The 25,919-nt window shown below is 72.3% G+C and carries 25 protein-coding genes and 1 riboswitch; of the genes, 15 read left to right on the top strand and 10 right to left on the bottom strand.

Annotated features, from left to right (window positions below):
* The first annotated feature begins 20 nt into the window (after positions 1 to 20).
* The 6 genes from ACZ4TR_RS15260 (at position 21) to ACZ4TR_RS15235 (ending at position 5,115) form a co-directional block, all read left to right on the top strand.
* On the top strand, positions 21 to 674 hold the full coding sequence (locus ACZ4TR_RS15260; RefSeq protein ID WP_465287624.1) for a M23 family metallopeptidase: 654 nt from the start codon (positions 21 to 23) through the stop codon (positions 672 to 674).
* Positions 675 to 755: 81 nt separating this feature from the next.
* Positions 756 to 870: riboswitch (SAM riboswitch) on the top strand.
* A gap of 37 nt (positions 871 to 907) precedes the next feature.
* Complete coding sequence (locus ACZ4TR_RS15255) at positions 908 to 2,275, top strand: aminotransferase class V-fold PLP-dependent enzyme (RefSeq protein WP_465287623.1); 1,368 nt, start codon at positions 908 to 910, stop codon at positions 2,273 to 2,275.
* A gap of 46 nt (positions 2,276 to 2,321) precedes the next feature.
* Positions 2,322 to 2,945 carry a hypothetical protein gene (locus tag ACZ4TR_RS15250; protein ID WP_465287622.1) on the top strand — a complete coding sequence of 208 codons (624 nt, stop codon included), beginning with the start codon at positions 2,322 to 2,324 and terminating at the stop codon, positions 2,943 to 2,945.
* Positions 2,888 to 3,529 carry a hypothetical protein gene (locus ACZ4TR_RS15245; protein ID WP_465287621.1) on the top strand — a complete coding sequence of 214 codons (642 nt, stop codon included), beginning with the start codon at positions 2,888 to 2,890 and terminating at the stop codon, positions 3,527 to 3,529. The genes ACZ4TR_RS15250 and ACZ4TR_RS15245 overlap by 58 nt, the downstream gene beginning before the upstream one ends.
* 21 nt (positions 3,530 to 3,550) lie before the next feature.
* Positions 3,551 to 4,189, top strand: coding sequence for a signal peptidase II (gene lspA / locus ACZ4TR_RS15240; RefSeq protein ID WP_465287620.1), 639 nt, complete (start codon positions 3,551 to 3,553; stop codon positions 4,187 to 4,189).
* On the top strand, positions 4,186 to 5,115 hold the full coding sequence (locus tag ACZ4TR_RS15235) for an RluA family pseudouridine synthase (protein ID WP_465287619.1): 930 nt from the start codon (positions 4,186 to 4,188) through the stop codon (positions 5,113 to 5,115). Before lspA ends, ACZ4TR_RS15235 begins: the two co-directional genes overlap by 4 nt.
* A 99-nt stretch (positions 5,116 to 5,214) precedes the next feature.
* Here the strand turns inward: ACZ4TR_RS15235 and ACZ4TR_RS15230 are convergent, their stop codons facing one another.
* On the bottom strand, positions 5,215 to 6,270 hold the full coding sequence (locus ACZ4TR_RS15230; protein ID WP_465287618.1) for an AsnC family protein: 1,056 nt from the start codon (positions 6,268 to 6,270) through the stop codon (positions 5,215 to 5,217).
* A 132-nt stretch (positions 6,271 to 6,402) separates the two neighbouring features.
* On the opposite strand from ACZ4TR_RS15230, the gene ACZ4TR_RS15225 reads away from it, so the two are divergent.
* From ACZ4TR_RS15225 to ACZ4TR_RS15215, 3 genes are all read left to right on the top strand, one after another.
* Positions 6,403 to 11,376 carry a DUF885 domain-containing protein gene (locus tag ACZ4TR_RS15225; protein ID WP_465287617.1) on the top strand — a complete coding sequence of 1,658 codons (4,974 nt, stop codon included), beginning with the start codon at positions 6,403 to 6,405 and terminating at the stop codon, positions 11,374 to 11,376.
* 121 nt (positions 11,377 to 11,497) lie between these two features.
* On the top strand, positions 11,498 to 12,703 hold the full coding sequence (fahA, locus tag ACZ4TR_RS15220; RefSeq protein ID WP_465287616.1) for a fumarylacetoacetase: 1,206 nt from the start codon (positions 11,498 to 11,500) through the stop codon (positions 12,701 to 12,703).
* A 316-nt stretch (positions 12,704 to 13,019) separates the two neighbouring features.
* Entirely contained in the window at positions 13,020 to 14,060 is a 1,041-nt protein-coding gene (locus ACZ4TR_RS15215) for an LLM class F420-dependent oxidoreductase (RefSeq protein ID WP_465287615.1), read from the top strand.
* A gap of 18 nt (positions 14,061 to 14,078) precedes the next feature.
* Here ACZ4TR_RS15215 and ACZ4TR_RS15210 read toward each other — a convergent pair whose 3' ends face one another.
* Complete coding sequence (locus ACZ4TR_RS15210; protein ID WP_465287614.1) at positions 14,079 to 14,666, bottom strand: class F sortase; 588 nt, start codon at positions 14,664 to 14,666, stop codon at positions 14,079 to 14,081.
* A gap of 241 nt (positions 14,667 to 14,907) precedes the next feature.
* On the opposite strand from ACZ4TR_RS15210, the gene ACZ4TR_RS15205 reads away from it, so the two are divergent.
* Together ACZ4TR_RS15205 and ACZ4TR_RS15200 are read left to right on the top strand one after the other, a co-directional pair.
* Positions 14,908 to 15,855 carry a Ppx/GppA phosphatase family protein gene (locus ACZ4TR_RS15205; RefSeq protein ID WP_465287613.1) on the top strand — a complete coding sequence of 316 codons (948 nt, stop codon included), beginning with the start codon at positions 14,908 to 14,910 and terminating at the stop codon, positions 15,853 to 15,855.
* A gap of 41 nt (positions 15,856 to 15,896) precedes the next feature.
* Positions 15,897 to 16,079, top strand: coding sequence for a hypothetical protein (locus tag ACZ4TR_RS15200; RefSeq protein WP_364510947.1), 183 nt, complete (start codon positions 15,897 to 15,899; stop codon positions 16,077 to 16,079).
* Here ACZ4TR_RS15200 and ACZ4TR_RS15195 read toward each other — a convergent pair.
* From ACZ4TR_RS15195 to ACZ4TR_RS15185, 3 genes are read right to left on the bottom strand one after another with little or no spacing between them, the layout of a single operon-like run.
* Positions 16,060 to 18,465 (bottom strand): glycoside hydrolase family 65 protein, encoded by a 2,406-nt coding sequence (locus ACZ4TR_RS15195; protein WP_465287612.1) that lies wholly within the window; start codon positions 18,463 to 18,465, stop codon positions 16,060 to 16,062. The two genes, ACZ4TR_RS15200 and ACZ4TR_RS15195, sit on opposite strands and share 20 nt — an antisense overlap.
* Positions 18,466 to 19,194, bottom strand: a complete 729-nt coding sequence (locus ACZ4TR_RS15190) for an HAD family hydrolase (protein WP_465287611.1) — start codon at positions 19,192 to 19,194, stop codon at positions 18,466 to 18,468.
* Between the two features lie 9 nt (positions 19,195 to 19,203).
* The gene (locus ACZ4TR_RS15185; protein ID WP_465288113.1) at positions 19,204 to 19,569 is read right to left on the bottom strand and encodes an ArsR/SmtB family transcription factor; all 366 of its coding nucleotides are present in this window, start codon (positions 19,567 to 19,569) and stop codon (positions 19,204 to 19,206) included.
* Positions 19,570 to 19,698: 129 nt separating this feature from the next.
* Here ACZ4TR_RS15185 and ACZ4TR_RS15180 point away from each other — a divergent pair, with 129 nt between their 5' ends.
* Positions 19,699 to 20,211, top strand: a complete 513-nt coding sequence (locus ACZ4TR_RS15180; RefSeq protein ID WP_465287610.1) for a PaaI family thioesterase — start codon at positions 19,699 to 19,701, stop codon at positions 20,209 to 20,211.
* On the opposite strand, the gene ACZ4TR_RS15175 is transcribed toward ACZ4TR_RS15180, so the two are convergent.
* Both ACZ4TR_RS15175 and ACZ4TR_RS15170 read right to left on the bottom strand, forming a co-directional pair.
* Positions 20,195 to 20,512 (bottom strand): nuclear transport factor 2 family protein, encoded by a 318-nt coding sequence (locus ACZ4TR_RS15175; RefSeq protein WP_465287609.1) that lies wholly within the window; start codon positions 20,510 to 20,512, stop codon positions 20,195 to 20,197. The two genes, ACZ4TR_RS15180 and ACZ4TR_RS15175, sit on opposite strands and share 17 nt — an antisense overlap.
* Positions 20,513 to 20,562: 50 nt before the next feature.
* The gene (locus ACZ4TR_RS15170; protein WP_465287608.1) at positions 20,563 to 21,045 is read right to left on the bottom strand and encodes a MarR family winged helix-turn-helix transcriptional regulator; all 483 of its coding nucleotides are present in this window, start codon (positions 21,043 to 21,045) and stop codon (positions 20,563 to 20,565) included.
* Here ACZ4TR_RS15170 and ACZ4TR_RS15165 point away from each other — a divergent pair.
* Positions 21,044 to 21,505 carry a pyridoxamine 5'-phosphate oxidase family protein gene (locus ACZ4TR_RS15165; protein ID WP_465287607.1) on the top strand — a complete coding sequence of 154 codons (462 nt, stop codon included), beginning with the start codon at positions 21,044 to 21,046 and terminating at the stop codon, positions 21,503 to 21,505. The genes ACZ4TR_RS15170 and ACZ4TR_RS15165 overlap by 2 nt on opposite strands.
* Positions 21,506 to 21,523: 18 nt before the next feature.
* Here the strand turns inward: ACZ4TR_RS15165 and ACZ4TR_RS15160 are convergent, their stop codons facing one another.
* A complete protein-coding gene (locus ACZ4TR_RS15160; protein ID WP_465287606.1) occupies positions 21,524 to 22,681 on the bottom strand; it encodes an ROK family transcriptional regulator in 1,158 nt (385 codons plus the stop codon).
* Between the two features lie 142 nt (positions 22,682 to 22,823).
* Here ACZ4TR_RS15160 and ACZ4TR_RS15155 point away from each other — a divergent pair, with 142 nt between their 5' ends.
* A complete protein-coding gene (locus ACZ4TR_RS15155; RefSeq protein WP_465287605.1) occupies positions 22,824 to 23,564 on the top strand; it encodes a DUF427 domain-containing protein in 741 nt (246 codons plus the stop codon).
* A 3-nt stretch (positions 23,565 to 23,567) separates the two neighbouring features.
* On the opposite strand, the gene ACZ4TR_RS15150 is transcribed toward ACZ4TR_RS15155, so the two are convergent.
* Positions 23,568 to 24,131, bottom strand: a complete 564-nt coding sequence (locus tag ACZ4TR_RS15150) for a hypothetical protein (protein ID WP_465287604.1) — start codon at positions 24,129 to 24,131, stop codon at positions 23,568 to 23,570.
* A gap of 90 nt (positions 24,132 to 24,221) precedes the next feature.
* Here ACZ4TR_RS15150 and ACZ4TR_RS15145 point away from each other — a divergent pair, with 90 nt between their 5' ends.
* Positions 24,222 to 24,734 carry a PadR family transcriptional regulator gene (locus tag ACZ4TR_RS15145; RefSeq protein WP_364510974.1) on the top strand — a complete coding sequence of 171 codons (513 nt, stop codon included), beginning with the start codon at positions 24,222 to 24,224 and terminating at the stop codon, positions 24,732 to 24,734.
* A gap of 107 nt (positions 24,735 to 24,841) precedes the next feature.
* On the opposite strand, the gene mgrA is transcribed toward ACZ4TR_RS15145, so the two are convergent.
* Positions 24,842 to 25,870, bottom strand: coding sequence for an L-glyceraldehyde 3-phosphate reductase (gene mgrA, locus ACZ4TR_RS15140; RefSeq protein ID WP_465287603.1), 1,029 nt, complete (start codon positions 25,868 to 25,870; stop codon positions 24,842 to 24,844).
* Between the last annotated feature and the right edge of the window lie 49 nt (positions 25,871 to 25,919).

Raw genomic sequence — 25,919 nt, 5'->3', positions numbered from 1 at the left:
CCAAAGGAGTACGCAGGGTGATGAAACTTCCCGTGCGTGGCGCGAGTCTGGTCGCGGCGATCGTCGTGACGACCGGGCTGGCCGGCGTCCCGGACGCGGCCGCGGAGGTCGGCCCCTTCCCGGCGCTCGCCCTGCCGTTCGAGGCCGGCCAGCAGGTGTACTCGGCCGGCATCCACTCCGACGACGGCAGCACCGGTGTCAAGAACGCGATCGATTTCAGCCCGGCCGACAAGGTCGTGCGGGCGCCGCTGGCCGGCACTGTCCACCTTCAGCACTGCGCGGGCGGGGACTGGGTGACCATCGACCACGACGGCGGCTGGCGCACCGGGTACTACCACCTGGAGGCCATCGAGGTCACCGACGGTGAGCACGTCGAGGCCGGGGCCGAACTCGGCTCGACCGGCAACGCGCTGCCGTGCGGCGGCAGCAGCACCGGCGCCCACGTGCACTTCACCCTCTGGACCCTGCCGGACGCCCCGGCGGCGAACTGGGACGGCAAGTCGTTCGCCGAGGTCTCGACGACGGTCGCGGCGGCCAGTGGCGAGCCGGTCGACGGGAAGACCATCGGCGGCTGGCGCTTCACTGCCGGAGCCGGGCAGTACACCGGCACGGCGACGCACCTCGCCGACCACGCCGTGACGCGGCTGCCGGGACACTTCCGCGCGAAGCTCTAGTCTTCACGGTGTGTGAGCGGCGTCTCAGAATGTGAGGCGGGGGTTGGCCGCCGGCGGCGTTCTCGGTTACCTTCGGGCTCAGGTCATGAGTGCCAGCGCGAAGCCCCGGCTTGCTGGCCGGCAACCCTCCTGCCGCGGTGGGGTGCCCCGGGTGAAGACCGGGCCGGTCGCGCCGTGCGACGGGCAAGCGCGGGCCCCTCGCCAGGGTCCCCCGGACCGCCGAGGAGGCACCGATGACTCTCGCCATCGACCGCACCAGCACGACCACCACCCCGGCCGACCTTGCCGCCACTCTCGAAACCCTTGCCCCGCAAAGCATTCCGACGGTCGCCGGTGCCGCACTGCGGGTCCCGCTCGTGACCGGCGAAACCATCGGGTACGCCAACCTCGACCACGCCGCGAGCGCCCCCTGCCTCGACGCCGTCCGCACGAAGGTCGACGAGTTCCTGCCCTGGTACGCCAGTGTCCACCGCGGCGCGGGCTTCGCGTCGCAGGTCTCGACCCGCCTTTACGAGCGCACTCGCGACGTCCTGCGCCGCTTCGTCGGCGCCCGCCGCACCGACACCGTCGTCTTCACCCGCAACACCACCGACTCGTTCACCCTGCTCGCCCGCAGCCTGCCCCGGCACACGACGGTGGTCGTCTTCGACACCGAGCACCACGCCGCACTGCTGCCGTGGCAGGGCCCGAACGTCCGGCGGATCCCGACCCCGCGCACCCGCCTCGCGGCAGTGTCCGCTGTGGACGAAGCGCTCACGGATTCCCCGCAGGGGCCGCGTCTGGTGGTCGTCACGGGGGCGTCCAACGTGACCGGTGAGCTCCTGCCGGTGGCGGAGATCGCCGCCGTGGCGAGGAAACACGGCGCTCGCATCGCGCTCGACGCCGCCCAGCTCGCCCCGCACCGCCGGATCTCGATCAAGGACCTGGACGTCGACTACGTCGCATTGTCCGGCCACAAGCTGTACGCGCCCTTCGGTGCGGGTGCGCTGATCGGCCGCGCCGACTGGCTGCGCGCCGCCAAGCCGTACCTCGCCGGTGGCGGCGCGACCAAGCTCGTCACCGAGGACGCGGTCGTCTGGAACACGGGCCCCGAGCGCCACGAAGCCGGCTCGCCCAACACCGTCGGCGTGTACGCGCTCGGCGTCGCGTGCGAGACGCTCAGCGAGAACTGGGACGCCGTCGTGGCGCACGAGCAGGCCCTGCTCACCCGGCTGCGCAAGGGACTCGAGGGCATCCCGGGCTGCGCCGAGCTGCGGCTGTTCGACGCACCGGTCGACCGCGTCGGCACGCTCAGCTTCATCCTCGACGGCTTCGACCCGGGCTGGGTGGCGGCGGTGCTGTCGGCCGAGTACGGCATCGGCGTCCGCGACGGCGCGTTCTGCGCGCACATCGCGGCCAAGCGCCTGATCGGCATCGCCGGCGGCGACGGACAGCAGGCGATCCGCGTCAGCCTCGGCTTGGGCAGCACCGAAGAGCACGTCGACCGCGTCGTGCTGGCGCTGCGCCAGATCGTCGCGCGCGGAGCCCGCTGGGAGTACACGAAGGTGGAGGGCCGCTGGGCCCCGGTCGGCGACCCGCGGGAGCTGCCGCCGTTCTGCTGAACGCTAGCCTGGGGCGATGGGGAGAGGGTCACGTTCCTGGTTTCCGTTGGCGCTGCTGGGGTTCGCGCAGATCGGCATGGTCGCGGTGCAGCTGTTTTCGCGCCGGAGCCCCGCCGAAGACGAGTCCGCGAACCTGCTCCTCGGGCCGACGCCCTCGGCCGGCGCGGAGTACGGCCGCACGCAGTGGCTGACCCAGGACGCGTTCTACTCGCTCGGGCGGGGCCTGCCCACCGGCCCGGTCTGGCTGGTCGCGCTCGGCGTGGTGCTGGCCGGCACAGCGGTCTGGTACGCGGCCGCCATGCGGCCCGTCCGCACCGGGTGGTTCGTCCTCGGGACGGTGGGCGCGCTGCTCGCCCTCCCGCTGCTCGACCTGGTCGGGTCGTGGCAGTTCCGCCTCGGCGACGGGCTGCGGGGTCCGCTGCTGGCCACGCTCGGCCTGCTGGTGCTCGCCGCGTACGAGCGCAGCAGGCTCGTGCTGCTCACCGCGATCGTCTTCGCGGTGATCGCGGTGGTGCTCTCGGCGGACATCGTGGGGGTGCTGCTGTCGGCGATCGTCCTGCTCGCCGCGGCGTTCGCGGTACTGCTGCGCCCGGCACCCGATACCCTGCGACGATGGGGAGTTCGCGGCGGTACTGGTTCCCGTTGGCGGCGCTGGGGTTCGCGCAGCTGATCATGGTGCTCGCCGAACTGCTCCCGGGGGAGAGCCCCCCGGCCGGGTATTTCACGGACCTGCGCGCGCTGCCGATGAGCCGGGAGAACGAGCTCGCCACCAGCACTTTCGGCGGTACGGGTCTCCGATCCGGCTACCGGGACCTCGCCGTCGCCGTCTCGGTCGGCCGCGGGTCGTCGGCGACGCTCGGCTGGCTCGCCGCGCTCGCCTGCGTCGTGGCCGCCGTCGCCGGCTGGTACTGGCTGGACCTGCGCCGCGCAGGGACGCCGCCGCGCACCGGCCGGTTCGTCCTCGGAACCCTCGGTGCCCTGCTCGCCATCCCGGTGCTCGACCTGGTCGGGGCGCTGCAGTTCCGCCTGGGCGCGGACGTGCGCGGCGCGCTGGTGGCGACGCTCGGGCTGCTGCTGCTCGCGGGGTACGAGCGCAGCCGGTTCGTCGTCGCCGTCGCGGGGGTGTTCGCGCTGGTCACCGTGGTCTTCCTGCCGCCGGTGGCCGGGGCGCTCGTGGCGGCGGGCGTCCTGTTCGGGGCCGCGTTCGCGGTCCTCCTGCGGGGCCCCGCCGACACTGCCGCCGACACCCCCTGACCAGCCGTGGACAATGGAGCCGTGAGCACCGAGCCCAGCCACTCCGAACCCGACACCGACGCTGCCGCCGAGGTGGCGCCCGAGACCGTGCAGGAGACGCCGGAAGAGCCCGCGAAGCCGCTGCTCCCGAAGCGCCGCGTGGGCTGGGTGTTCGCCGTCGCGGTCGTGTTCTGGGCGATCGACCTGGTGACGAAGAACCTGGTCGCCGCCAACCTCGAGGGCAAGGAGCCGCTCCGGATCCTCGGCGGGCTGATCTACTTGCAGGTGATCCGCAACCCGGGTGCCGCGTTCTCGATGGCCACCGGCATGACGTGGGTGCTCGCGCTGGTCGCGCTCGCCGTCGTCATCGCGATCATCTGGCTGTCCCGGCGGCTGCGCTCGATCGGCTGGGCCATCGGGCTCGGCCTCGTGCTCGCCGGTGCCACCGGCAACCTGACCGACCGCATCTTCCGCGCGCCCGGCGGGCTGCAGGGTCACGTCGTCGACTTCATCTCGGCGTTCGCCCCGAACGGCAAGGGCTTCGCGATCTTCAACATCGCCGACTCGGCGATCTGCGTCGGCGGCGCGCTGATCGTGCTGCTTTCGCTGCTGGGCAAGGACTACGACGGCACGTCGACCAAGGACAAGAAGAAGGCCGAAGCGCCGGAGGAGAAAGCGTGAGCGCGCGGATGCTCCCGGTGCCCGACGGGCTCGACGGCATGCGGGTCGACGCCGGCCTCGCCAAGCTGCTCGGACTCTCCCGCACGGTCGTCGCGGAACTGGCCGAATCCGGTGACGTGCTGCTCGACGGCCGGCCCGCCGGCAAGTCCGACCGGCTGTCCGGGGGTGGCCTCCTGGAGATCACGCTCCCGGAGCCGGCGAACCCCGTCGAGGTCGTCGCCGAACCGGTGGACGGCATGAAGATCCTCCACGACGACGACGACATCGTCGTGATCTCGAAGCCGGTCGGCGTCGCGGTGCACCCGAGCCCGGGCTGGACCGGCCCGACGGTGGTCGGCGGCCTCGCCGCGGCCGGCCTGCGGATCGCGACGTCGGGCGCGGCCGAGCGCCAGGGCGTCGTGCACCGGCTCGACGCGGGCACGACCGGCGTGATGGTGGTGGCCAAGAGCGAGCACGCGTACACGGTGCTCAAGCGCGCGTTCAAGGAACGCACGGTCGACAAGGGCTACCACGCGATCGTCCAGGGCCACCCCGACCCGATGCGCGGCACGATCGACGCCCCGATCGACCGCCACCCCCGCCACGACTACAAGTTCGCGGTCGTCCAGGGCGGGCGCCCGAGCGTGACGCACTACGAGGTCGTCGAGGCGTTCCGGGCGGCGTCGCTGGCGCACATCAAGCTGGAAACCGGGCGGACGCACCAGATCCGCGTCCACTTCTCGGCGCTGCGGCACCCGTGCGTCGGCGACCTGACGTACGGCGCGGACCCGGTCCTGGCCCGCCACCTCGGCCTGAACCGCCAGTGGTTGCACGCGAAGACCCTGGCGTTCGCGCACCCGGCCGACGGCCGGTGGGTCGAGTTCGAGTCGGAGTACCCGGACGACCTCGCGAACGCGCTGAAGATCCTGCAGGACGAGAGCTACTGACCGCTGGGTACGGCAGCGGTGCCTCCGCCGGTGTCTTGAATGAGTCATTCAGGACACCCGAAGACCTGAATGACTCATCCAAGACACGATCCGCGAGCCTCAGTCCTCGATCGACCAGGTCAGCGTGCGCTCGTCCGGTTCCGGCCGCGGGCTCCAGCGGACCGACACCACCCGCGTCGCGTCCGGGAGGACGTACACCGTGTGCCCGCCCAGGGTTTCGCCGGGTGGGACGCCGATCTTGTGCGGGGGCCGCGACGTCAGCGACACCGGGGCCTTGCCGATCGCGGTGCCGTCGGCGGCGAGCAGCTCCAGGTAGTTGTCCGGCAGCGACGCGAACGGGATGGCCCCGCGGTTGGTGATCTCGGTGTGCACGACCACCGCGCGTTCGCCCTCTTCGAGGCGGTAGCCGGCCGCGCTGAACAGGTAGTCGGCCGGGTCCTGGACTTCCAGCAGCTGCACCGAGAGCTGCTCGCCCTCCAGGCCCTGCGTCTCCATGACCTCGCGGATCCGGCCCTGCTTGCCCCCGGCCGGGGCCGCGGGGCGGGCGGGCTCGTCGCCGCGGGCCCACGACGCCGTCTGCGGCAGTCCCCACGTGCTCACCACCGGGTCCAGCGGCACCGGCGGCGGGGCGAACTGCTGGGGCGGCCGCTGCTGAGGCGCCCGGGGCGGCGGGCCCGGGTACGGCCCGGACGGCGTCCCCTGGACGTGGTACGGCCCGGACGGCGCCCCTTGCACGTTGTACGGCCCGGACGGCGCCCCTTGCACGTTGTACGGCCCCGACGGCGCGCCCTGCACGTTGTACGGCCCCGAAGGCGCGCCTTGCACGTTGTACGGACCGGAGGGCACCCCGTGCGGGCCCGGCGGCGGCATCGGCGCGGGCTGCTGCGGTACCGGCTGCGACGGCGGGGGCGGGAACTGCTGCGGCGGCCGGTTCGCCCACGACGGCGGCGAGCCCGCGATCGCCGCCCGGAGGCCCTGCGGGTCGCTCTCGACGCCGACGAGCAGCGGCAGCCCGCTGCCGGACAGCGCCACCAGCCGGTAGGCGACCTCGCGCGGATCCATGCCGACCTTCGCCGCCAGCTCGTGCACCGCGGCCTTGCCGAGGTCGGCGAGCGCGGCGAGCAGGCGGGTATCCACGGGATCGGTCACGGCCACCCGCTGAACGCTACCGCCTCGCCGGAGCGGCCGCGCCGAGGTGGTCCGCCCCCGGCGAACGGCTCACCGTTCTTGTCGGTGCTCTCCATTAGGGTCGGCCTGGAGCACATCACCGAAGCTGGGGGTCCTGCCATGACCGCGGTCACCGAACTCGCCGACGAGTTCGTCGAAGCGCTGTTCGCCGCCGATCCGCTGACGCCCGCGCTGCTGGGCGTCCGCCCGGCCGAGCCCGGCCTGCCGGACCTGTCCGCCGAAGCGGAGCAGGCGCACCGCGCCCGGCTCGCGGAGTTCGCCGAGCGGGCCCGCGCGCTGCCCGTCGAAGGGCTCTCCGCCGAGGACCGGGTCACCCGCGAGGTCCTGATCGCCACGGCCGAAGACCGCGTCGCGTCGATCGACAGCCGGATGGCCGAGTACACGGTCACCGACATCATGGTCGCGCCCGCGGCCTCGCTGCTCATGGTGCTGCCGATGACGACCGTGACGGCGGGCGAGACCGCGGAAGCCCAGCTCGGGCGCCTGGCCGCGATCCCGGAGTACCTGCGCCAGGCCGCGCGGCGGCACGCCGCGGGCATCGCCGACGGCCTCGTCCCGGTGGCGCACCTGGTCGAGGCCGCGATCGCGCACCTCGACCGCTACCTCGCCGACCCGGACGCCGACCCGCTGCGCCGCCAGCCGGCGCCGGACGAGGAGTTCGGCCGCCGGCGTGACGAGCTGCTGGCCGACGTCGTCCGCCCGGCTTTCGCCGAGTACCGCGAGTTCCTCGTCACCGAGGTCAAGCCACACGGCCGGTCCGCCGAGCAGCCCGGCCTGAAATGGCTGCCCGGCGGCGAAGAGACGTACGCGCGGCTGGCGAAGGTGCACACGACCACCGACCGCACCCCGGAGGAGCTGCACCGGACGGGGCTCGACATCATCGACGCGCTGGCCGCCGAGTACCGCGAGCTGGGGCAGCGGGTGTTCGGCACCGACGACCTGGCGGAGATCTTCGAGCGCCTGCGCACCGACCCGGCGCTGCGGTGGACCAGCGCCGAAGAGCTGCTGGACACCGCCCGCACCGCCGTCGCGCGGGCGACGGCCGAGGCCCCGAAGTGGTTCGGGACCGTGCCGTCGCAGCCGTGCCTGGTCGAAGCCGTGCCCGAGGAGGCCGCGCCCGGCGCGCCCCCGGCGTACTACCTGCGCCCGGCCGCCGACGGTTCCCGGCCCGGCATCTACTTCGCGAACACCCACGAGGCCACCGAGCGCTTCCGGCACTCGGCCGAGTCGGTCGCGTTCCACGAAGCGGTGCCGGGGCACCACTTCCAGCTGAGCGTCGCGACCGGCCTGACCGACCTGCCACTGCTGCGCCGCATCGGCTCCTTCACCGCCTACACCGAGGGCTGGGGCCTCTACAGCGAGCGCCTCGCCGAGGAGATGGGGCTGTACTCCGACGACGTCGCCCGGTTCGGCATGCTGACCGCCGACTCGATGCGGGCGGGCCGCCTGGTCGTCGACACCGGCCTGCACGCGCTCGGCTGGAGCCGCCAGCAGGCCGTCGACTACCTGGCCGAGCACACGCCGATGGCCCGCGTCGAGATCGAGGCCGAGATCGACCGTTACATCGCGTGGCCGGGCCAGGCACTGGCGTACATGGTGGGGCGGCTGGAGATCCAGCGGATCCGCCGGGGCGCCGAGGAGCGGCTCGGTTCGCGGTTCGACATCCGCGCCTTCCACGACCTCGTGCTCGCCGGCGGCGCGCTGCCGCTCTCGGCGCTCGCCTCCGCCGTCGACGACTGGGTGGCCGGGCACGGCGACACGGCCAACGGCCTGGCCGCCGAGCTCGTCGAGCTGACCTTCGAGCACGAGCCGCTGTTCCCCTCGGTCTTCGGCCTGCCCGGCGACCACGACCGGCTCGCCGACCAGAGCCGGGCCGCCCAGGAGCGGTACCTCGCCGCCTACCGGAGCCTGGCCGCCCGTGCCCGGGCGCTGCCGGCCGACAGCCTGACCGCGGAAGAGGCCGTGACGCGCGAGGTCGTCGTCGCCACCGCCGAAGTCGAGGCCGATCGGCTCGGGGCCCGCAGCGCCGACATCGCGGTCAGCGACGGGCTGACCGCGCCGGCGCTGGGGCTGCTGCTGTACCTGCCGTACTACCGGCTCGACGACGAGAAGAAGGCTCGCGGCTACCTCGCGCGGCTCGCCGCGGCCGGCACGTTCCTCGAGCAGCTGACCGAGCGGCAGCGGGAGAGCCTCGCCGACGGGCTCGTGCCGGCGGCGTACCTCGCCCGCGTGGGTGTCGAGTACATCGACCGCTACCTCGCCGCGCCGGACAGCGACCCGCTGAAGGTGGGCACGACGGCGGCCGTCGAAGGCTTCGAGGCCGAACGCGACCGGCTGCTCGCCGAGGTCGTCCACCCGGCTTACGCCCGCTATCGCGACTTCCTGCGCACCGAGGTCGAACCGGTCGGGCGGCCCGACACCGCGCCGGGCATCGGCCACGTGCCGGGTGGCGCGGAGCGGTACGCCGCGCTGATCCGCGCGGAGACGACGACCGAGCGCACGGCCCAGGACCTGCACGACACCGGGCTGGCGCTGATCGAGCAGCTCGGGGCGGAGTATCGCGAGCTGGGGCAGAAGGTGTTCGGCACCACCGATCTCGCCGAGATCTTCGAGCGCCTGCGCACCGATCCGGCGTTGCGCTGGCGCGACGGCGAAGAGCTGCTGTCCGCGGCCCGGGACGCCATCGCCCGCGCGGAAGCCGTGGCGCCGCAGTGGTTCTCGCGAGTCCCGGCGGAGAAGTGCGAGGTCGCGCCGGTGCCCGAGGCCGACGCGGCGAGCGGCACGATCGCCTACTACCTGCAGCCGTCGCTCGACGGTTCGCGGCCGGGCACCTACTACGCCAACACGTACGAGGCCGCCAAGCGCCCGCGGTTCACCAGCGAGGCGATCGCGTTCCACGAAGCCGTGCCGGGCCACCACTTCCAGCTCAGCCTGGCCCAGGAGCTGCGGGACCTGCCGTTGCTGCGGCGGATCGGCATGTTCAACGCGTACGGGGAGGGCTGGGGTCTCTACGCCGAGCGCCTCGCCGACGAGATGGGGCTCTACTCCGACGACGTCGCGCGGCTGGGCATGCTGACGCAGGACTCGATGCGGGCGGGCCGGCTGGTCGTCGACACCGGGATGCACGCGCTGGGCTGGAGCCGGCAGCGGGCGATCGACTTCCTCGTCGAGAACACGCCGATGGCGCGGATGGAGATCGAGGCGGAGATCGACCGGTACGCCGGCTGGCCGGCCCAGGCCCTCGGGTACATGGTGGGGCGGCTGGAGATCCAGCGGCTGCGCGCCGAGGCCGAGGCGGCGCTCGGCGACCGCTTCGACATCCGGGACTTCCACGACGTCGTGCTGGGCCACGGCATGCTGCCGCTGCCGGCGCTGGCCAAGGTCGTCACCGACTGGATCGCGAGCCGGACCGACACCCCGGATTCGCTCGCGGACGAGTGCCTGGAGCTGATGTTCGAGGCCCAGCCCCTGCTGCCGTCGCTCTACGGCCTCCCGGGCACGCACGACCGGCTCGCCGACCAGTCCGCCGAGGCGGGCGCCCGGCAGCGCGCCGCGTTCGCCGGCTTGATCGCGCGGGCCGAAGCGCTCGACACGGCGGCCTTGTCGCCGGACGAGCGCGTCACCCGTGACGTCGTGATCTGGCAGGCGCGCACGCTGATCGACGTGCACGACTCCGGCCGCGCCGACATCGCGGTCAGCGACGGGCTCGCGGCGCCGGCGCTGGAACTGCTGATGGAGCTGCCGCAGACGGTCCTCGACGACGAGGCCAAGGCCCGCGGCTACCTGAGCCGGCTCGCGGCCGTCGGCACATACCTGGACCAGCTGATCGAGCGGCAGCGGGCGGCGCTCGCCGCGGGCCTCACCCCGCCGGAGTTCCTGACGCGCATCGGCGTCGCGTACGTCGAGCGCTACCTCGCGGCCCCGGCCGCCGACCCGCTGAAGGTGCCGGTCCACGGGCTCGAGGCCGAGCGCGACCGGTTGCTGGACGAAGTCGTGCGCCCGGCGTACGCGCGCTACCGCGACTTCCTGGCCGACGAGGTCGTCCCGGTCGGGCGGCCGGAGACGTCGCCGGGCATCGGCGACCTGCCGGGCGGGCCGGAGCGCTACGCGGCGCTGATCCGCGCGGAGACGACGACCGAGCGCACGGCCCAGGACCTGCACGACACGGGGCTGGCGATCATCGAACGGCTGGCGGAGGAGTACCGCGAGCTGGGGCAGAAAGTCTTCGGCACGAAGGATCTCGCGGAGATCTTCGAGCGGATCCGCACGGACCCGGCGCTGCGCTGGCGTGACGGCGACGAGCTCCTGGACGCCGCCCGGCGGACGATCGCGCGGGCGGAAGCCGTGGCGCCGCAATGGTTCTCGCGCGTTCCCGAGCAGAAGTGCGAGGTCGCCCCGGTGCCCGCCGCCGAAGCCGAGAGCGGCTCGATCGCGTACTACATCGACCCGTCGCTCGACGGTTCGCGCCCGGGCACGTACTACGCCAACACGCACGAGGCGGACCAGCGGCAGCGGACGCTGGGCGAGTCGGTGGCGTTCCACGAAGCCGTGCCGGGGCACCACTTCCAGCTGACGCTCGCCCAGCAGCTCACCGGAGTCCCGCTGCTGCGGCGGATCGCGATGTTCAACGCCTACGCCGAAGGCTGGGGGTTGTACGCGGAACGGCTCGCCGACGAGATGGGGCTGTACTCCGACGACGTCTCGCGTCTCGGCCTGCTGACGCAGGACTCGATGCGGGCGGCGCGGCTGGTCGTCGACACGGGGCTGCACGCGCTGGGCTGGAGCCGGCAGCGGGCCGTGGACTTCCTCGTCGAGAACACGCCGATGGCGCGCATCGAGATCGAGGCGGAGATCGACCGCTACGCCGGCCACCCCGGCCAGGCGCTCGGCTACATGGTGGGCCGCCTGGAGATCGAGCGGCTGCGCGCGGAGGCCGAGGCGGCGCTGGGCGACCGGTTCGACATTCGCGAGTTCCACGACACGGTGCTGGGCAGCGGAACCCTGCCGCTCCCGGTGCTGGCGGACGTGGTGGCCACGTGGGTGGCGGCCCACTCCGAGGGAGTCAAGGAGTGAAGGCCGGCGTGAGACGCCGTGTCGACCCGCGAATCACGCGTGTCGACTCCGCGATCACGCGTGTCGGCTCGTCGAGCACGCGTGCGGTGACCAGGCCCCGCCCGGACCACGAGGAGCAGACTTGACCTGGCTCGACCTCGCCGACGACACGCCGTTCGGCCTGGATAACCTGCCCTACGGCGTGTTCTCCGTGGGCGGCGCGCCCGGGCGGCGGGCCGGGGTGCCCGTCGGCGAGCAGGTCCTCGACCTGACCGCCGCGGCCGCCGAGACCGCGGCGGCCTTCGCGCCGCTGCTCACGGCCGGGGTGCTCAACCCGCTGCTGGCCGCCGGGCCGGACACCTGGCGGGAGGTCCGCGAAAGCGTCCGGACCTGGCTGACCGAGCCCCGGTACGCCGACCTGCTGCGCCCGCACCTCGTGCCGCTGGCGGAAGTGACCACGCACCTGGCCTTCGACGTCGCCGACTACGTCGACTTCTACTCCAGCGAGCAGCACGCGCTCAACGCCGGCCGGATCTTCCGGCCCGACGCGGCCGAGCTGCCGCCGAACTGGAAGCACGTGCCGATCGGCTACCACGGCCGGGCGGGCACGGTCGTCACGTCGGGCACGCCGGTCGTCCGCCCGCACGGGCAGCGCAAGCCGCGCAACGCCGACGCTCCTTCGTTCGGCCCGTCGCGGCGGCTGGACATCGAGGCGGAGGTGGGGTTCGTCGTCGGCGTCCCGTCCGCGCCCGGCACCCGGGTGTCCACTGAGGACTTCACGGACCACGTCTTCGGCGTCTGCCTGGTCAACGACTGGTCGGCCCGCGACATCCAGGCCTGGGAGTCGCAACCGCTGGGCCCGTTCCTCGGCAAGTCGTTCGCGACGTCGGTGTCGCCGTGGATCGTTCCCCTCGCGGCGCTGGAGCACGCGCGGGTCGACGGCCCGCCGCAGGACCCGGAACCGTTCGAGTACCTGCGCACGAGCGAAAAGTGGGGGCTGGACCTCGCGATCGAGGTCCGGCTCAACGGCCACCTGGTGTCGAGCCCGCCGTTCGCGACGCAGTACTGGACGGCGCCGCAGCAGCTGGCCCACCTGACGGTCAACGGCGCGAGCCTGCGCACGGGCGACCTGTTCGCCTCGGGCACGGTGACGGGCCCGGACCGCGACCAGCGCGGCTCGTTGCTGGAGCTGTCCTGGGGCGGGCGCGAGCCGCTGGACCTGCCCGGCGGGCAGCAGCGGACGTTCCTCGAGGACGGCGACGAGGTGGTGATCAGCGCGACGGCCCCCGGCCCGGCCGGCACGCGAATCGGCTTCGGCGACGTCCGGGGCACAGTCGTCCCCAGCTGACCCGCGGTGAGCCAGAATGCCGCGTAACCGAAACCCGTGACTGAACGCGGAACTCGCGTGATCGAAGACGGATTTCGCGAGTTCCGTCTTCGATCACGCGAATTGCGGCCCGAAGCACGCGAGATTCGCCCGTGATCACACCGGAGCACGCGAGATCGGGCAGTGACGTTTCCGGCCCGGGTGCGCCGGCCGGGCCCGGGCACGCGATGCCGGCGCGCACCGGCCGGTGAGTGGCGGCGCGCACATCGCCGGCGCGCGGCCCGGCCGACCCCGTTAAGATCCGCGACTAAGCGCTTGCTCAGCAATGGAGGTGGCCATGCGGATCGGGACCGCGATCAACTACGCCGGGGGTTTCGCCGAAAGCGTCGCGGACATCGTCGAACTCGAGAAGGTGGGACTCGACGTAGCTTTCGTTCCCGAGGCCTACTCGTTCGACGCCGTCAGCCAGCTCGGCTACCTGGCGGCGAAGACCGAACGCGTCCAGCTCGCGTCGGGCATCTTCCAGATCTACACCCGCACTCCGACCCTCACCGCGATGACCGCGGCCGGGCTCGACTTCGTCTCCGACGGGCGGTTCATCCTCGGGCTCGGCGCCTCCGGGCCGCAGGTCATCGAGGGCTTCCACGGCGTGAAGTACGACGCGCCGCTGGCCCGCACGCGCGAGATCGTCGAGATCTGCCGTCAGGTGTGGCGCCGCGAGCGCGTCGTCCACGACGGCAAGCACTACACGATCCCGCTGCCGCCGGAGCAGGGCACCGGCTTGGGCAAGCCGCTCAAGCTGATCAACCACCCGGTGCGCGAGCGCATCCCGGTGCTGCTGGCCTCGCTCGGGCCGAAGAACGTCGCGCTCACCGCCGAGATCGCCGAGGGCTGGCAGCCGATCTTCTTCCACCCGGAGAAGGCCGCCGACGTCTGGGGCGAGTCGCTGGCCGCGGGCAAGGCCCAGCGCGACCCGGCGCTGGGCGAGCTGGACACGTTCGTCAGCGCCGCGCTGGCGATCGGCGACGACGTCGAGCCGCTGCTCGACCACCTGCGCCCGCTCGTCGCCCTCTACGTCGGCGGGATGGGCGCGCGCGGCAAGAACTTCTACAACGACCTCGCCTGCCGGTACGGCTACGAGGCCGAGGCGAAGCTGATCCAGGACCTGTACCTCGACGGCAAGAAGGAGGAGGCCGCGGCGGCCGTGCCGACCGAGCTGCTGCGCTCGATCTCGCTGGTCGGCCCGGCCGGGTACGTCAAGGAGCGGCTGGCGGCGTTCAAGGAAGCGGGGGCGACGACGCTGGTCGTCAACCCGATGCTGCCCGGGCGCGAGGCGCGGGTCGAGGCCGTGGCCCGGCTGCGGGAGCTGCTCGGCTGAGCTGCCTCGCACCGAGTGCTAGACCGGTGTCGCGTAGACGGCGATCCGCGGAGAGTCGATGCCGGCGAGGTCGTGGGTTCCGTCGCTGGTGATCAGGCGCAGCTCGGGGCCTGGTCCGTCCGGGGCCACGAGCGTGCTGTCCGGCTCGCCGGCGGGGAACGTCGCGGTCCGGCGCACCGTGAAGCGGGCTTCGCGGCCCTCGTCGTCGCGCACGACGACCGCGGCGCCCGGGGTCAGCGTGCCGAGGCGGGCGAACGCGCCGCGGGAGTACCCGAAGCCGACGTGCCCGGACAGCACGGCGACGCCCGGGGCGCCGGGGGCGGGTCCGTCGGAGAACCAGCCGACGCCCATCGCCGTGCCGGGCTGCTCCCGGCGGCCGGCGACGTGGCCGAGCTCGACCAGGTGGTTCACCACGAGGCCCAGGTCGGGGATCGCCAGCGTTTCCGGCAAGACGCCGGCGCCGACGGTCACCGGCCGGTCCGCGGCCGCCTCGGGAGTGCCCGGGGCGAGCACCGTCGTGACGCCGAGCAGGACGCAACCCAGCCCGGCCACCACCGCGAGCACGGCGGCGGCCGGCCGGACGAGCGGCGAATGCCGCTCACTCACGTTCCGCTGCCGCACGCCGGTAAGTCGGGACGCGGAGAGCGGGCGTTACCGAATCGTGTCCACGAGTGGTGCGATTCACTCCACCGGATCATCCCGTTGTGACCTTCGCGTCAACAAAGCACGTCCGGAGGAGGTAAAGCCGACAATTCCCGGCGAACCGCGGCGATTTCGGGCAGTATTGCGTGTTTCGACCCGTCGAACCGGGGGAAACCGCTCGTCCGGAAGTGAGGTGCGCCGAGCCGTGCGAAGAATCGAAGAGCCCGCGGTGGGCGTACTGGACGTCGGCTCGTTCAGCGCGCGTCTGGTCGTGGTCCCGGTGGACGGCTCGCCGCGCGAACCCGTGCTGAACCACCAGACGCGACTGCGTCTCGACCGAGAGCTCGACGGCCGCGGCCGGCTCTCGGACCGCGGCATCGCCGCCGTCACGGCCGCCGTCGCCGCGGGCATGACCACCGCGTACCGCCACGGCGTGAACAACGTCTACCCGCTCGCGACGTCTTCGATCCGCGACGCCGCCAACGCGGCGGACGTCGTCGCGCACGTCGCCGGGGAAACCGGCGTCGAGCTGCGGTTCCTCTCCGGTCGCCGGGAAGCCGAACTGACCTACCTGGCCACCCGCCGCTGGTTCGGCGCGGAGGCCGGGCCGCTGCTGGTCCTCGACATCGGCGGCGGCACGGTCGAGCTGGCCGCGGGCCGCGGCGACCAGGCCACGTTCGCGCGGTCGCTGCCGCTGGGTGCGCGCTCGATGACCCGTGACTGGCTGCCGGGCGAGCGCGTGTCGACCAAGCAGGTCAAGGCGTTGCGCGCGCACGCGCTCGACGTCGTGACCACGACCCTGGGGGCCGCGGACGTCGACGACCCGCACGTCGTCGGGTGTTCGAAGGTGCTGCAGCAGCTCGCGCGGCTGGCGGGTGCCCGCCCGAACAAGTGCAAGGAGCTGCGTCTCGACGACCTGCGGGCCTGGATCCCGCGGCTCGCCGCGCTGCCGCCGTCGAGGCGCGCGGAGCTGCCAGGGATCTCCCGCAGCCGTGCCCACCAGGCGCTGGCGGGCGCGATCGTGGCGGAAGCGCTGCTGACGGTCGCGGGCGGCAAGGTCGCGATCTGCCCCTGGTCGACCCGCGACGGCCTGCTGCTGACCCTGCAGGACCAAGCGCGGGAAAAGACGCGCAACAAGGTCGCGGCGGCCTGACCCCCTGGCCGCGGCCGGGAAAACCGGGTATTCCGGAAGGTATGAGCCAGCAGCAGCACAGCCACGCCCGCGACGACGAAGACGACGAGCTCCCCAAGCTGCCGAACGCCGGCAAGCTGACCCACGACGTGCCCACCGCGCCCGACCCGGACGTGAACCCGGGTGGGACCGAAGAGGTACCGGCCCCACCCGGGCGGACTGCCGTCAGCGACCTTCCAGAGTGACCGGGTTGGTCGGATCCGCGTACTGACGCACCTTCTCCGAGTCCCGCCGCATGGGGGCGCGGCCCGGCGGCTGGCGCGGCGGGTCACCCGCGTCGATCTTCGGGATCGCGAACCGCTGCGGCTCGGCGGTGACCGTGACCCGCTCGCCGTGGTGCAGCACTTCCAGCGGCTCGCCGTCCAGCACGTGGTACGTGGCCTGGTCGCGGTCGATCTCCACCTGGAACCGGGTGCCGCGGAACATCAGGCGGAAGGTGATCCGGTCCAGCTGCGGCGGCAGCCGCGGCGCGAACGCCAGCGTCGAACCGTGGTCGCGCAGGCCGCCGAAACCGGCCACGGCGCCCTGCCACGCCCCGGCCAGCGACGCCATGTGCAGGCCGTTGCGCACGTTGTTGTGCACGTCGTGCAGGTCGGTCAGCGCGGCTTCGGCGAGGTAGTCGTAGGCCAGCTCGAGGTGCCCGACCTCGGCCGCGACCACCGCCTGCGTGCCCGCCGACAGCGAGGAGTCGCGCACGGTCCTCGCTTCGTAGTAGGCGAAGTTGCGGGCCTTCTCCTCCAGGCTGAAGGAGTCGCCGCACAGGTACAGCGCCAGCACCAGGTCCGCCTGCTTCACGACCTGCTTGCGGTACAGGTCGAAGTACGGGAAGTGCAGCAGCAGCGGGTAGTGCGCGATGTCCGTGTGCTCGTAGTCCCACTCGTCGTGGTCGAGGAAGCCCTCCGACTGCGGGTGCACGCCGAGTTCTTCGTCGTAGGGCAGGTACATCGCCGCGGCGGCCGCGCGCCACGAGTCGACCTCCACCGTGTCGACGCCGAACTTCGCGGCCACGTCCGGCTGGCGTTGGCACGACTCCGCCGCCGCCAGCAGGTTCCGCTTCGCCATCAGGTTCGTGTAGACGTTGTTGTCCGCCACCGCCGAGTACTCGTCCGGCCCCGTGACGCCGTCGATGCGGAACGCGCCGTGCCGGTCGTGGTGGCCCAGCGACGCCCACAGCCGCGCGGTCTCCAGCAGCAGTTCGGTGCCGTAGTCGCGCTCGAACTGGTCGTCACCGGTCGCGTTGAGGTAGCGCAGGACGGCGTCGGCGATGTCCGCGCTGACGTGGAACGCGGCCGTGCCCGCCGGCCAGTACGCCGAGCACTCGGCGCCGTTGATCGACCGCCACGGGAACGCCGCGCCGCGCAACCCCAGCTGGTGCGCGCGTTCCCGCGCTTTGTCCATTGTGGAGTGCCGCCAGCGCAGGGCGTCGCGCGCCGCGTCCGGGATGGTGTAGGTGAGCACCGGCAGGACGAACGATTCGGTGTCCCAGAAGGCGTGCCCGTCGTAGCCCGGCCCGGTCAGCCCCTTGCCCGCGATCGCGCGGCTTTCGCCGCGGGCCCCGGCCTGCAGGAGGTGGAACAGCGCGAAGCGGACGGCTTGCTGCAGCTCGGGATCGCCGTCGATCTCGATGTCGGAGGTGGCCCAGTAGTCGTCGAGGAATTGGCGCTGCTCGGTGACCAGGCCCTTCCAGCCGGTCTGGCGCGCGCCCGCCAGCGCGGCCTCGACCTGCGACCGCAGCGCGGGCACCGAACGCTGCGCGGACCAGCCGTAGGCGAGGAACTTCGTGATGCGCAGCCGGCCGCCCTTCGGCACGTCGACCGCGACGGTGAGCCGCGCGAGGTCCTCCTCGGAGTGGATGCGGGCGCGGATCCCGTCGTCCACCTCGATCTTGTGGTCCATCGCCGCGGCCATCCGCAGCCCGGACCGGCGGGTCTGGTGCACCAGCACGGCGTTGTAGTCGGACGCGCGGTGGAACTCGCCGACCAGCGGCGAGTTCAGCGCGGCGGCCACCCGCGGGTCGCTCGTGTCCGACTCGATGGGCTCGTTGGCCAGCAGGTCGGACTGCACGACCAGCTGCAGGTCCTCGTCGAGCGGTTCGACCTCGTACCGGATCGCGGCGACCGCGCGCTGGGTGAACGACACCAGCCGCTCGGTGCGCACGCGGACCCGCCGCCCGGTCGGCGACGACCATTCGGTGCTGCGGCTGAGCGTGCCCTTGCGGAAGTCGAGGACCCGGTCGTGCTTGGTGGCGGCGCCGTAGCGCATGTCGAGCGGCTCGTCCTCGACGAGCAACCGGATGATCTTGCCGTCGGTCACGTTGACGACGGTCTGGCCCTCTTCGGGGTAGCCGTAGCCCGCTTCGGCGTAGGGGAGCTCGTGCTGCTCGTAGAAGCCGTTGAGGTAGGTGCCGGGCAGCCCGCGCGGCTCGGCCTCCTCGAGCGTGCCGCGCAGCCCGATGTGCCCGTTCGACACGGCGAACGCCGACTCGGTGCGCTGCAGGGCGTCGACGTCCATGCCGCGCCACCGCAGCTCCCACGGCGCGCACTCGTAGCCGCGGGGTTCTTCCTCGGTCATTCAGTCCTCCAGGAGGTCGGCGAGGTCGTCGACGACGATGTCGGCCCCGTGGGCCCGCAGCTGGTCGGCCTGGTTCGCGCGGTTCACGCCCACGACGTAGCCGAAGCCGCCGGCCTTGCCCGCCTGGACGCCGGACTGGGCGTCCTCGAACACGGCCGCGTGGGCGGGTTCGACGCCGAGCGCCGCGGCGCCGGCCAGGAACGAGTCCGGCGCGGGCTTGCCCTTCAGGTGCTGCTCGCGGATCGTGAGGCCGTCGACGCGGGCTTCGACGTACTTGCTCAGGTCACCGGCGTCGAGCACCTTCGCACCGTTCGCCGACGACGTCACGACGGCGATCCGCAGGCCGGCGGCCTTGACCGCTTCCAGGTACCGGATCGAGCCGGGGTAGGGGTTCACCCCCCGTTCCTCGATGATTTTCAGGACGAGCTCGTTCTTGCGGTTGCCGACACCGTTGACGGTGGGGGCGTCCGGAGCGTCGTCGGGAGTGCCTTCCGGCAGCTCGATCCCGCGCGAGCGCAGGAATTCGCGGACCCCGTCGGCGCGCGGGCGGCCGTCCACATAGGTCGCGTAGTCCAGATCGGTGAACTCCCGGAAGTCAGCACCGTCGCGGGCGTGCAGAAATTCGTCGAAAGTCCGTTTCCAGGCTTGGCTGTGGAGAACCGCGGTGCCGGTCAACACTCCGTCGAGGTCGAACAGGCAGGCGGTGATGGTCTCGGGCAGTCCCGTCATGCCCGCACGTTACCGTTCGTCGTCGTGCGCGGGCTGTTCCGGGTGCGGCCGCACCCGGTGGATGAGCTCGTGCACGGTGGCGTCGGCGAGCCGGTAGCGCACGACGCGCCCGGTCCGCTGGGTGGTGACGAGCCCGTGCGCGCGTAGCAGCCGCAGGGCCTGGGAAACCGCGGTGTCGGTCATGCCCGTGACGGCGGCGAGGTCGGTGACGCTGATTTCGCGGGCGTAGTGGATCGAGACCAGCAACGCGAGCCGCGACGGGTCGGCGACCACGGAAAACCGCTGCGCCCACTCGTCGATGACGGCGCGGTCGCCCAGCCCGTCGACCGCGGCGGCCACCCGGTCGGGGTCGATGAGCTTGCGGCCGGGGTCGATGTCCACCCCCGGATGATTCCACCCGGGTCGCGGGCGGACCACCGGTGGCCTGGGTCACGCCCTTCTTGACGTCGGCGCGTGCGCGGGCGACGCTGCGATTAAGACAGTTGTCATAATCGAGGAGCCGAGATGACCGACGTCGCCGCCGGGGCGCAGACCCGCTCGAAGACCATCACGTGGCAGGACCCGCTGCCGACCGCCCGGCTCGGGAGCACGATGACCGGGTTCGACTACCTGACGGCCATTGCCGACGGCACGCTGCCCGGTCCGCCGATCGCCGCGCACTTCGGGCTGCGCTGGGAGCACATCGGCCACGGCGAGGTGGTCGCCGTCGCCGAGCCGGACGAGTCGCTGTACAACCCGATCGGGATGGTCCACGGCGGGGTCGCGGCCACGATGCTGGATTCGGTGGTCGGCTGCGCGGTGCACACGACGCTGCCGGCCGGCGTCGGCTACTCGTCGGTGGAGCTGAAGGTGAGCTACCTGCGCGCCATCCACGCGGGCCGCGGCGAGATCCGCGCGACCGGGCGGGTGGTGAAGGAGGGCTCGCGGATCGCGTTCGCCGAAGGGGAGATCCGCGACGCCGAAGGCAAGCTCCTGGCGACGGCGTCGGGGACCTGCGTGCTCACCCGGGCTGCTTGACGTCCCAGTGCTCGACGAGCAGGCCGTCCTCGACGCGCAGGATGTCGACGATGGCCGTCCCGCCTACGTGCAGGTGCACCATGACGAGGTCGTGCTCGGCGGCGATGTGCTTGATCTCGGCGGTCGCCCCGGCCGGCGACGAGTTCTTGACGGCGTCGGCGAACGCGTCGCGGCCGTTGGGCAGGCCGGGGCTGTGGGTGACGAAATCGGGGTGCAGCGCGGCCTTCGCGGCGTCGAAGTCCTTGTGCACGAACAGGTTTTCCAGGCAGTCGACGACGATCATGCGGTTCGTTTCGCTCATGGGGGCATCGTCGGCTTCGCGAGCTTCGCCGTCGATTACGTGGCAGGTAATCACCTGGGCGGCCGGACCCTTCTCGCGCGGATCGCGTCGCCGCCGCCGAAGCGGCCGATGACCGCGGCCAGCAGGGCGCGGGTGTCGTCGACGCGGTCGGTGCCGAACTCCGTCTCCAGCTCGTTTTGAAGGTCCTTTCTGAGGCGCCGGGTCGCTTCGACGGCCTGGTGCGCGTGTTCGGTGAGGTGCAGCAGCTTCGTGCGTGCGTCCTCCGGGTCGGGCTCGCGGCTCAGCAGCCCACGGCGTTCGAGATCGGCGACGGCCTTCGACGCGGCTTGCTGCGTCACGCCCATTCGCTCGGCCAGCGCGGTGATGGAAAGCGGAGCGGCGAGGACGTGCTGGATCACGACGCCGTCGTTGAAGCGCAGGTCGCCCAGGCCCTGTGCGGTGAGCCGCCGCTGCACCTCGTCGGTCATCGCCCAACCCGCGAAGAGGGCGGTGAGTGACAGGTCGAGGTCGTCCGGCGTAGGATGCACAACCATGGTTGTGGAGTCTATCAGGGTGCCGGCCGGGCTGGCCGGAGCGTTCGTCCGCGTGGCGCACCGGATCGTGTGGTGCACGCTGGCGACCGTCGACCGGCGGGGCCGGCCGCGGTCGCGGGTGGTCCACCCGATCTGGGAAGCGGGCCCGGACGGGCTGACGGGGTGGCTGTTCACCCGGCCGACGCCGCTGAAGCTGGCGCACCTGGCGGCGTCGCCGTACGTGTCCTGCTCGTACTGGGACCCGCGGCACGAGGTGGCGGTGGCGGAGTGCCGCGCGGAGTTCGCCGACGACGAGGAGACGCGCCGGTACCTGTGGGACCTGTTCGCCTCGACCCCGGAACCGCTGGGCTACGACCCGAAGATCCTGGGCGGCGAGGACCACCGCGACCCGAAGATCGCGGTGCTGAAGCTGACCCCGTGGCGCATTTCGACCGGCGGCGAAGCCTGGCGCGCGGCCTGATCTCGGCGCCGGCGCGGCCTAAGCGGCACCGACGCGGCGGTCGAAGACCAAGCCTTGCGCCGCCCGCAGCCCGACGCTGATCGCTCCCGTCAGCACCGCGTCCTCGCCCAGCTCGCCCTGGACCACCTTCGGCACCAGCGGCGTGAACGCCCGCAGCGCGCGGTCCAGCGGCTCCAGCAGCAGATCCGCCGCGGCCCCCATCCCGCCGGCCAGGACGATCAGCTCCGGGTCGATCACCGCCGCCACCGAGGCCACCGTGTACGCCAGCCGGTCGGCTTCCGCCTCCAGGGCGCGCCGGGCCAGTTCGTCGCCTTCGCGGGCCAGGCGGAACACCTCGCGGGCCGATTTCGCCGTGCCCAGGCCGAGTTCGCGGGCGCCGCGGACCACCGACTGGGCCGCCGTCGCCTCTTCGAGGTGCCCGCGTGCGGGCGGGGAGCCGGGGGAGTCGGCCGCGCGCGTGCGGCCGTACGGCAGGTAGCCGATCTCGCCCGCCGCGCCCGTCGCGCCGCGGAACACCCGGCCGTCGACCATCATGCCCATGCCGACGCCCGTGCCGATCGTGATGCAGCCGAACACCGACGCCCCGCGCGCGGCGCCGCTTTCGCCCTCGCCGACCGCCGTCAGGTTCGCGTCGTTCTCCACCATCAGGTCCGGGCCCAGCGCCGCTTCGAGGTCGTCGATCAACCCGGCCCGGCCCCAGCCCGGCAGGTTCGGCGCGTGCCGGAAGCAGCGCTTCTCCGGATCGGCGACGCCGGGGGAACCGACCACGCGGACAACGATGTCGGCCGGCGACAACCGCGCCTCCGCGACGGCCGAAGCCGCGATCTTCCCGACCGCCGTGACGAGTGCGGCGCCGGAACGCGCCGTGTTGCGCTCGTCGCGGCGCGCGACGATCGTGCGGCCGAGGTCCGACACCGCGACGCGCAGGTGCTCGCGTCCGATGTCGACGCCCAGCACGTACCCTGCGGTCGGATCGGCCTCGTACAGCACGGCCGAGCGTCCGGTACCGGTGGACGTGTGCCCGGTCGGGCGCGCCAGCCCGGCGGCTTCCAGCGCGAGCAGCGCCTGGCTGACCGTCGGCTTCGACAGCCCGGTGTCCTTCGCCACCTGCGGCCGGGTCGCCGGTCCGCCGCGGCGGAGCAGGTCGAGCACCGCCCGCTGGTTGATCTTGCGCATCCCGGCGGGGGTCCCGACCGTTGGAGCATCTACGCCGGCCACCCGTGCCCGCCTCCTGTCGTCCGCTTGCTTGCTGCCACGCTAGCCGCCCGGGGCCCGGTTCCGCCGGAATACGCCCGCTTCCGGACCGGTTGACCGGGACATGAGCACTCCGGTACGCGGCCGGGTCCGCGTGGCACAAGGCGCGAAGCGGGTACGCGTGTTCCTCGGCGGGCAGGTCGTCGCGGACACGGTGCACCCCCTTCTGGTGTGGGAAGTCCCGTACTACCCGACGTACTACTTCCCGCGCGCGGACGTCGTCGGCGGCGTTCTCGTCCCCTCCGGCCGGACCTCGCACTCGCCCAGCCGCGGAGAAGGCGTTCTGTCGACGATAAAGGGTGGCGGAGCCGAGGCGGTGGACGCCGCGCTGGAATACCCGGATTCGCCCATCGAGGAGCTCCGGGACCACATCCGCTTCGAGTTCGGCGCGTTCGACTGGTTCGAAGAGGACGAACAGATCTTCACGCACCCGCGCGACCCCGGCGTCCGCGTCGACATCCTGCCGAGCTCGCGCCACGTGCGGATCGAGGTCGACGGCGTCACCGTCGCCGACACCGTGCGGCCGCACCTGCTCTTCGAGACCGGCCTGCCGACCCGCTACTACCTGCCCCGCGTCGACGTCCGGATGGACCTGCTCGAAAAGATCGGCACCGTGACGCACTGCCCGTACAAGGGCGCGGCCGACCACTTCGACGTGGCCGGGCACGAGGACCTCGCGTGGAGCTACCCGACACCGCTGCCGGAGAGCGAGCGTGTCGCCGGGCTGGTCGCGTTCCTCGACGAGAAGGTCGACGTCTACGTCGACGGTGTCCGCCAGGAGCGGCCGAAGACCAAGTTCGCCTGAACCTCAGCGCGCGGCCTTTTCGGCGCGGGCGCGCACGATGCGCGGGTAGCGGATGGTGAAGGCGACGGGCACGGCGAAGCCGAGGACCTTGAGGGTGATCAACGCGGCCGTCGCGTGCGGGGCGTAGTTCAGCAGCGCGATGCCGGCGAGCCCGGTGACGGTGAAGCTCGCGGCCCACACGAGCGTGATGACCACGTTGACCCGCTTGAAGATCGGGTTGTCCCAGAGTTCCGGCGGCGTCATCGTCCGCGCGATGCCGAGCGTGAACGGCCGGCCCAGAGCGAGCGAGCCCCAGGCGGTGAGGGCCAGCCAGGCGTCGGTCAGCGCGCCGGTGTAGGTCTTCAGCGGCGACGCGGGGAAGGCGAAGGCGACCGCCGTGAGCAGGGCGAAGAAGACGAGTGCGCTCCACTCGATGATGAGGGCGTCCGCTTTGCGGCCTTCGCGGCGGGCGAGCACGAGGAGCGCGGCCGAGATGACGAGCCCGGTCAGGCCGGACCAGCGCCAGTCGAACTGCGTCGCGACCACGGCGAACGCGATCCACGGAAGGAAGCTCTTCAGGTAGTTCATGCCGGTCTCCCGCAGACGTTCCAATTGTGACAGGTCGAAACTAGAACCTCCTGGGTAGACATGTCAATAGTGGAATGTCATGATGGGCGCATGAGCCTTCGACACGCGGTCCTCGGCATGCTGGCCGACGAACCCGGAAGCGGCTACGACCTGCTGAAGCGGTTCGAGCGGGCGATGGCCAGCGTCTGGCCCGCGACGCAGAGCCAGCTCTACGGCGAGCTCGGCAAGCTCGAGGCGGCGGGCATGATCCACGTCCTCGCCGAGGGCCCGCGCGGGCGCAAGGAGTACGAGATCACCGAGGCCGGGCTCGAGGAGCTGCGGCACTGGCTGGTCGACGTCGACCCGGGCGGGCCGCCGCGCAGCGCCGGTCTGCTGCGCGTGTACTTCCTCGGCTCGGTCTCGCCGGCGCAGGCACGCGGCTACGTCGCGTCGATGGGAGAGTCGGCACGGGCCCGCGAAGAGCGGCTGCACGAGCTGGAGGCCTCGATCGACTGGGGCGACGACAACCAGTCGGTCTACGGCCGCCTGGTGCTCGAGTGGGGAAAACGGTTTTCGGTGATGCAGCGCGAGTGGGCGGAATGGGCGGTGAAGCAGGTCGAGTGAGGGTCGTATAACGCCCTATATGGTGCGTCTTCTTCGGGCCGGACGGCGGAACCCGGTCCGAAAACCGGAACGGCGGGACGCGGTGCGCGCCCCGCCGTCGTCGGCCGTCAGCCGTCCGAGGACCGCTTCCACAGGTTGATGTCCGCGTCGGTCGCGTGGCCGTCGATCTCGGTCAGCTCCTCGGAGCTGAACTCGAGATTGCCGAGCGCGCCGACGTTGTCCTCCAGCTGCTTGACGCTGCTCGCGCCGATCAGCACCGACGTCACGCGGTGGTCGCGCAACGCCCACGCGAGCGCCAGCTGGGCCAGCGACTGCCCGCGGCGCCCGGCGATCTCGTTGAGCGCGCGGACGCGGCCGAGGCGGTTCTCGTCCAGGGTGTCCGGGTCGAGGGACTTGCCCTGTGCCGCGCGCGAATCCGCGGGGACGCCCTTCAGGTACTTGTCCGTCAGCAGGCCCTGCGCCAGCGGCGAGAACGCGATGCAGCCCGCGCCCGCCTCTTCGAGGGTGTCCAGGAGGCCGTCCTCCTCGATCCAGCGGTTCAGCATCGAGTACGACGGCTGGTGGATCAGCAGCGGCGTGCCGAGCTCGCGCAGGAGGCGCGCCGCCTCCGCGGTCCGCTCGGAGTTGTACGACGAAATCCCGACGTAAAGCGCTTTCCCGGCGCGGACGGCGGAGTCGAGCGCCCCGACCGTCTCCTCCAGCGGGGTCTCGGGGTCGAAGCGGTGCGAGTAGAAGATGTCGACGTAGTCCAGGCCCATCCGGCCCAGCGACTGGTCCAATGAGGACAGCAGGTACTTGCGGGAGCCCCACTCGCCGTACGGGCCGGGCCACATGTCGTAGCCGGCCTTGGTGGAGATCACCAGCTCGTCGCGGTACGGCTTGAAGTCCGTGGCCAGCAGGCGCCCGAAGTTCTCCTCCGCCGAGCCGTACGGCGGGCCGTAGTTGTTGGCCAGGTCGAAGTGCGTGATGCCGAGGTCGAACGCGCGGCGGGTGATGTCGCGCTGGGTCTCCAGCGGGCGATCGTGGCCGAAATTGTGCCACAGCCCGAGCGAGATCGCGGGCAGCTTGAGCCCGGACCGCCCGGTGCGCCGGTAAGGGATCGATTCGTATCGGCCGGAAGCCGCAACGTAGGTCACGCGGCCGATGCTAACCCGCCGGTCGGGTACGCTCCTGGTGAGCGACCGC

The sequence above is a fragment of the Amycolatopsis sp. NPDC028719 genome (assembly GCF_055565395.1).
This window is presented reverse-complemented; position numbering and strand designations above follow the sequence as displayed.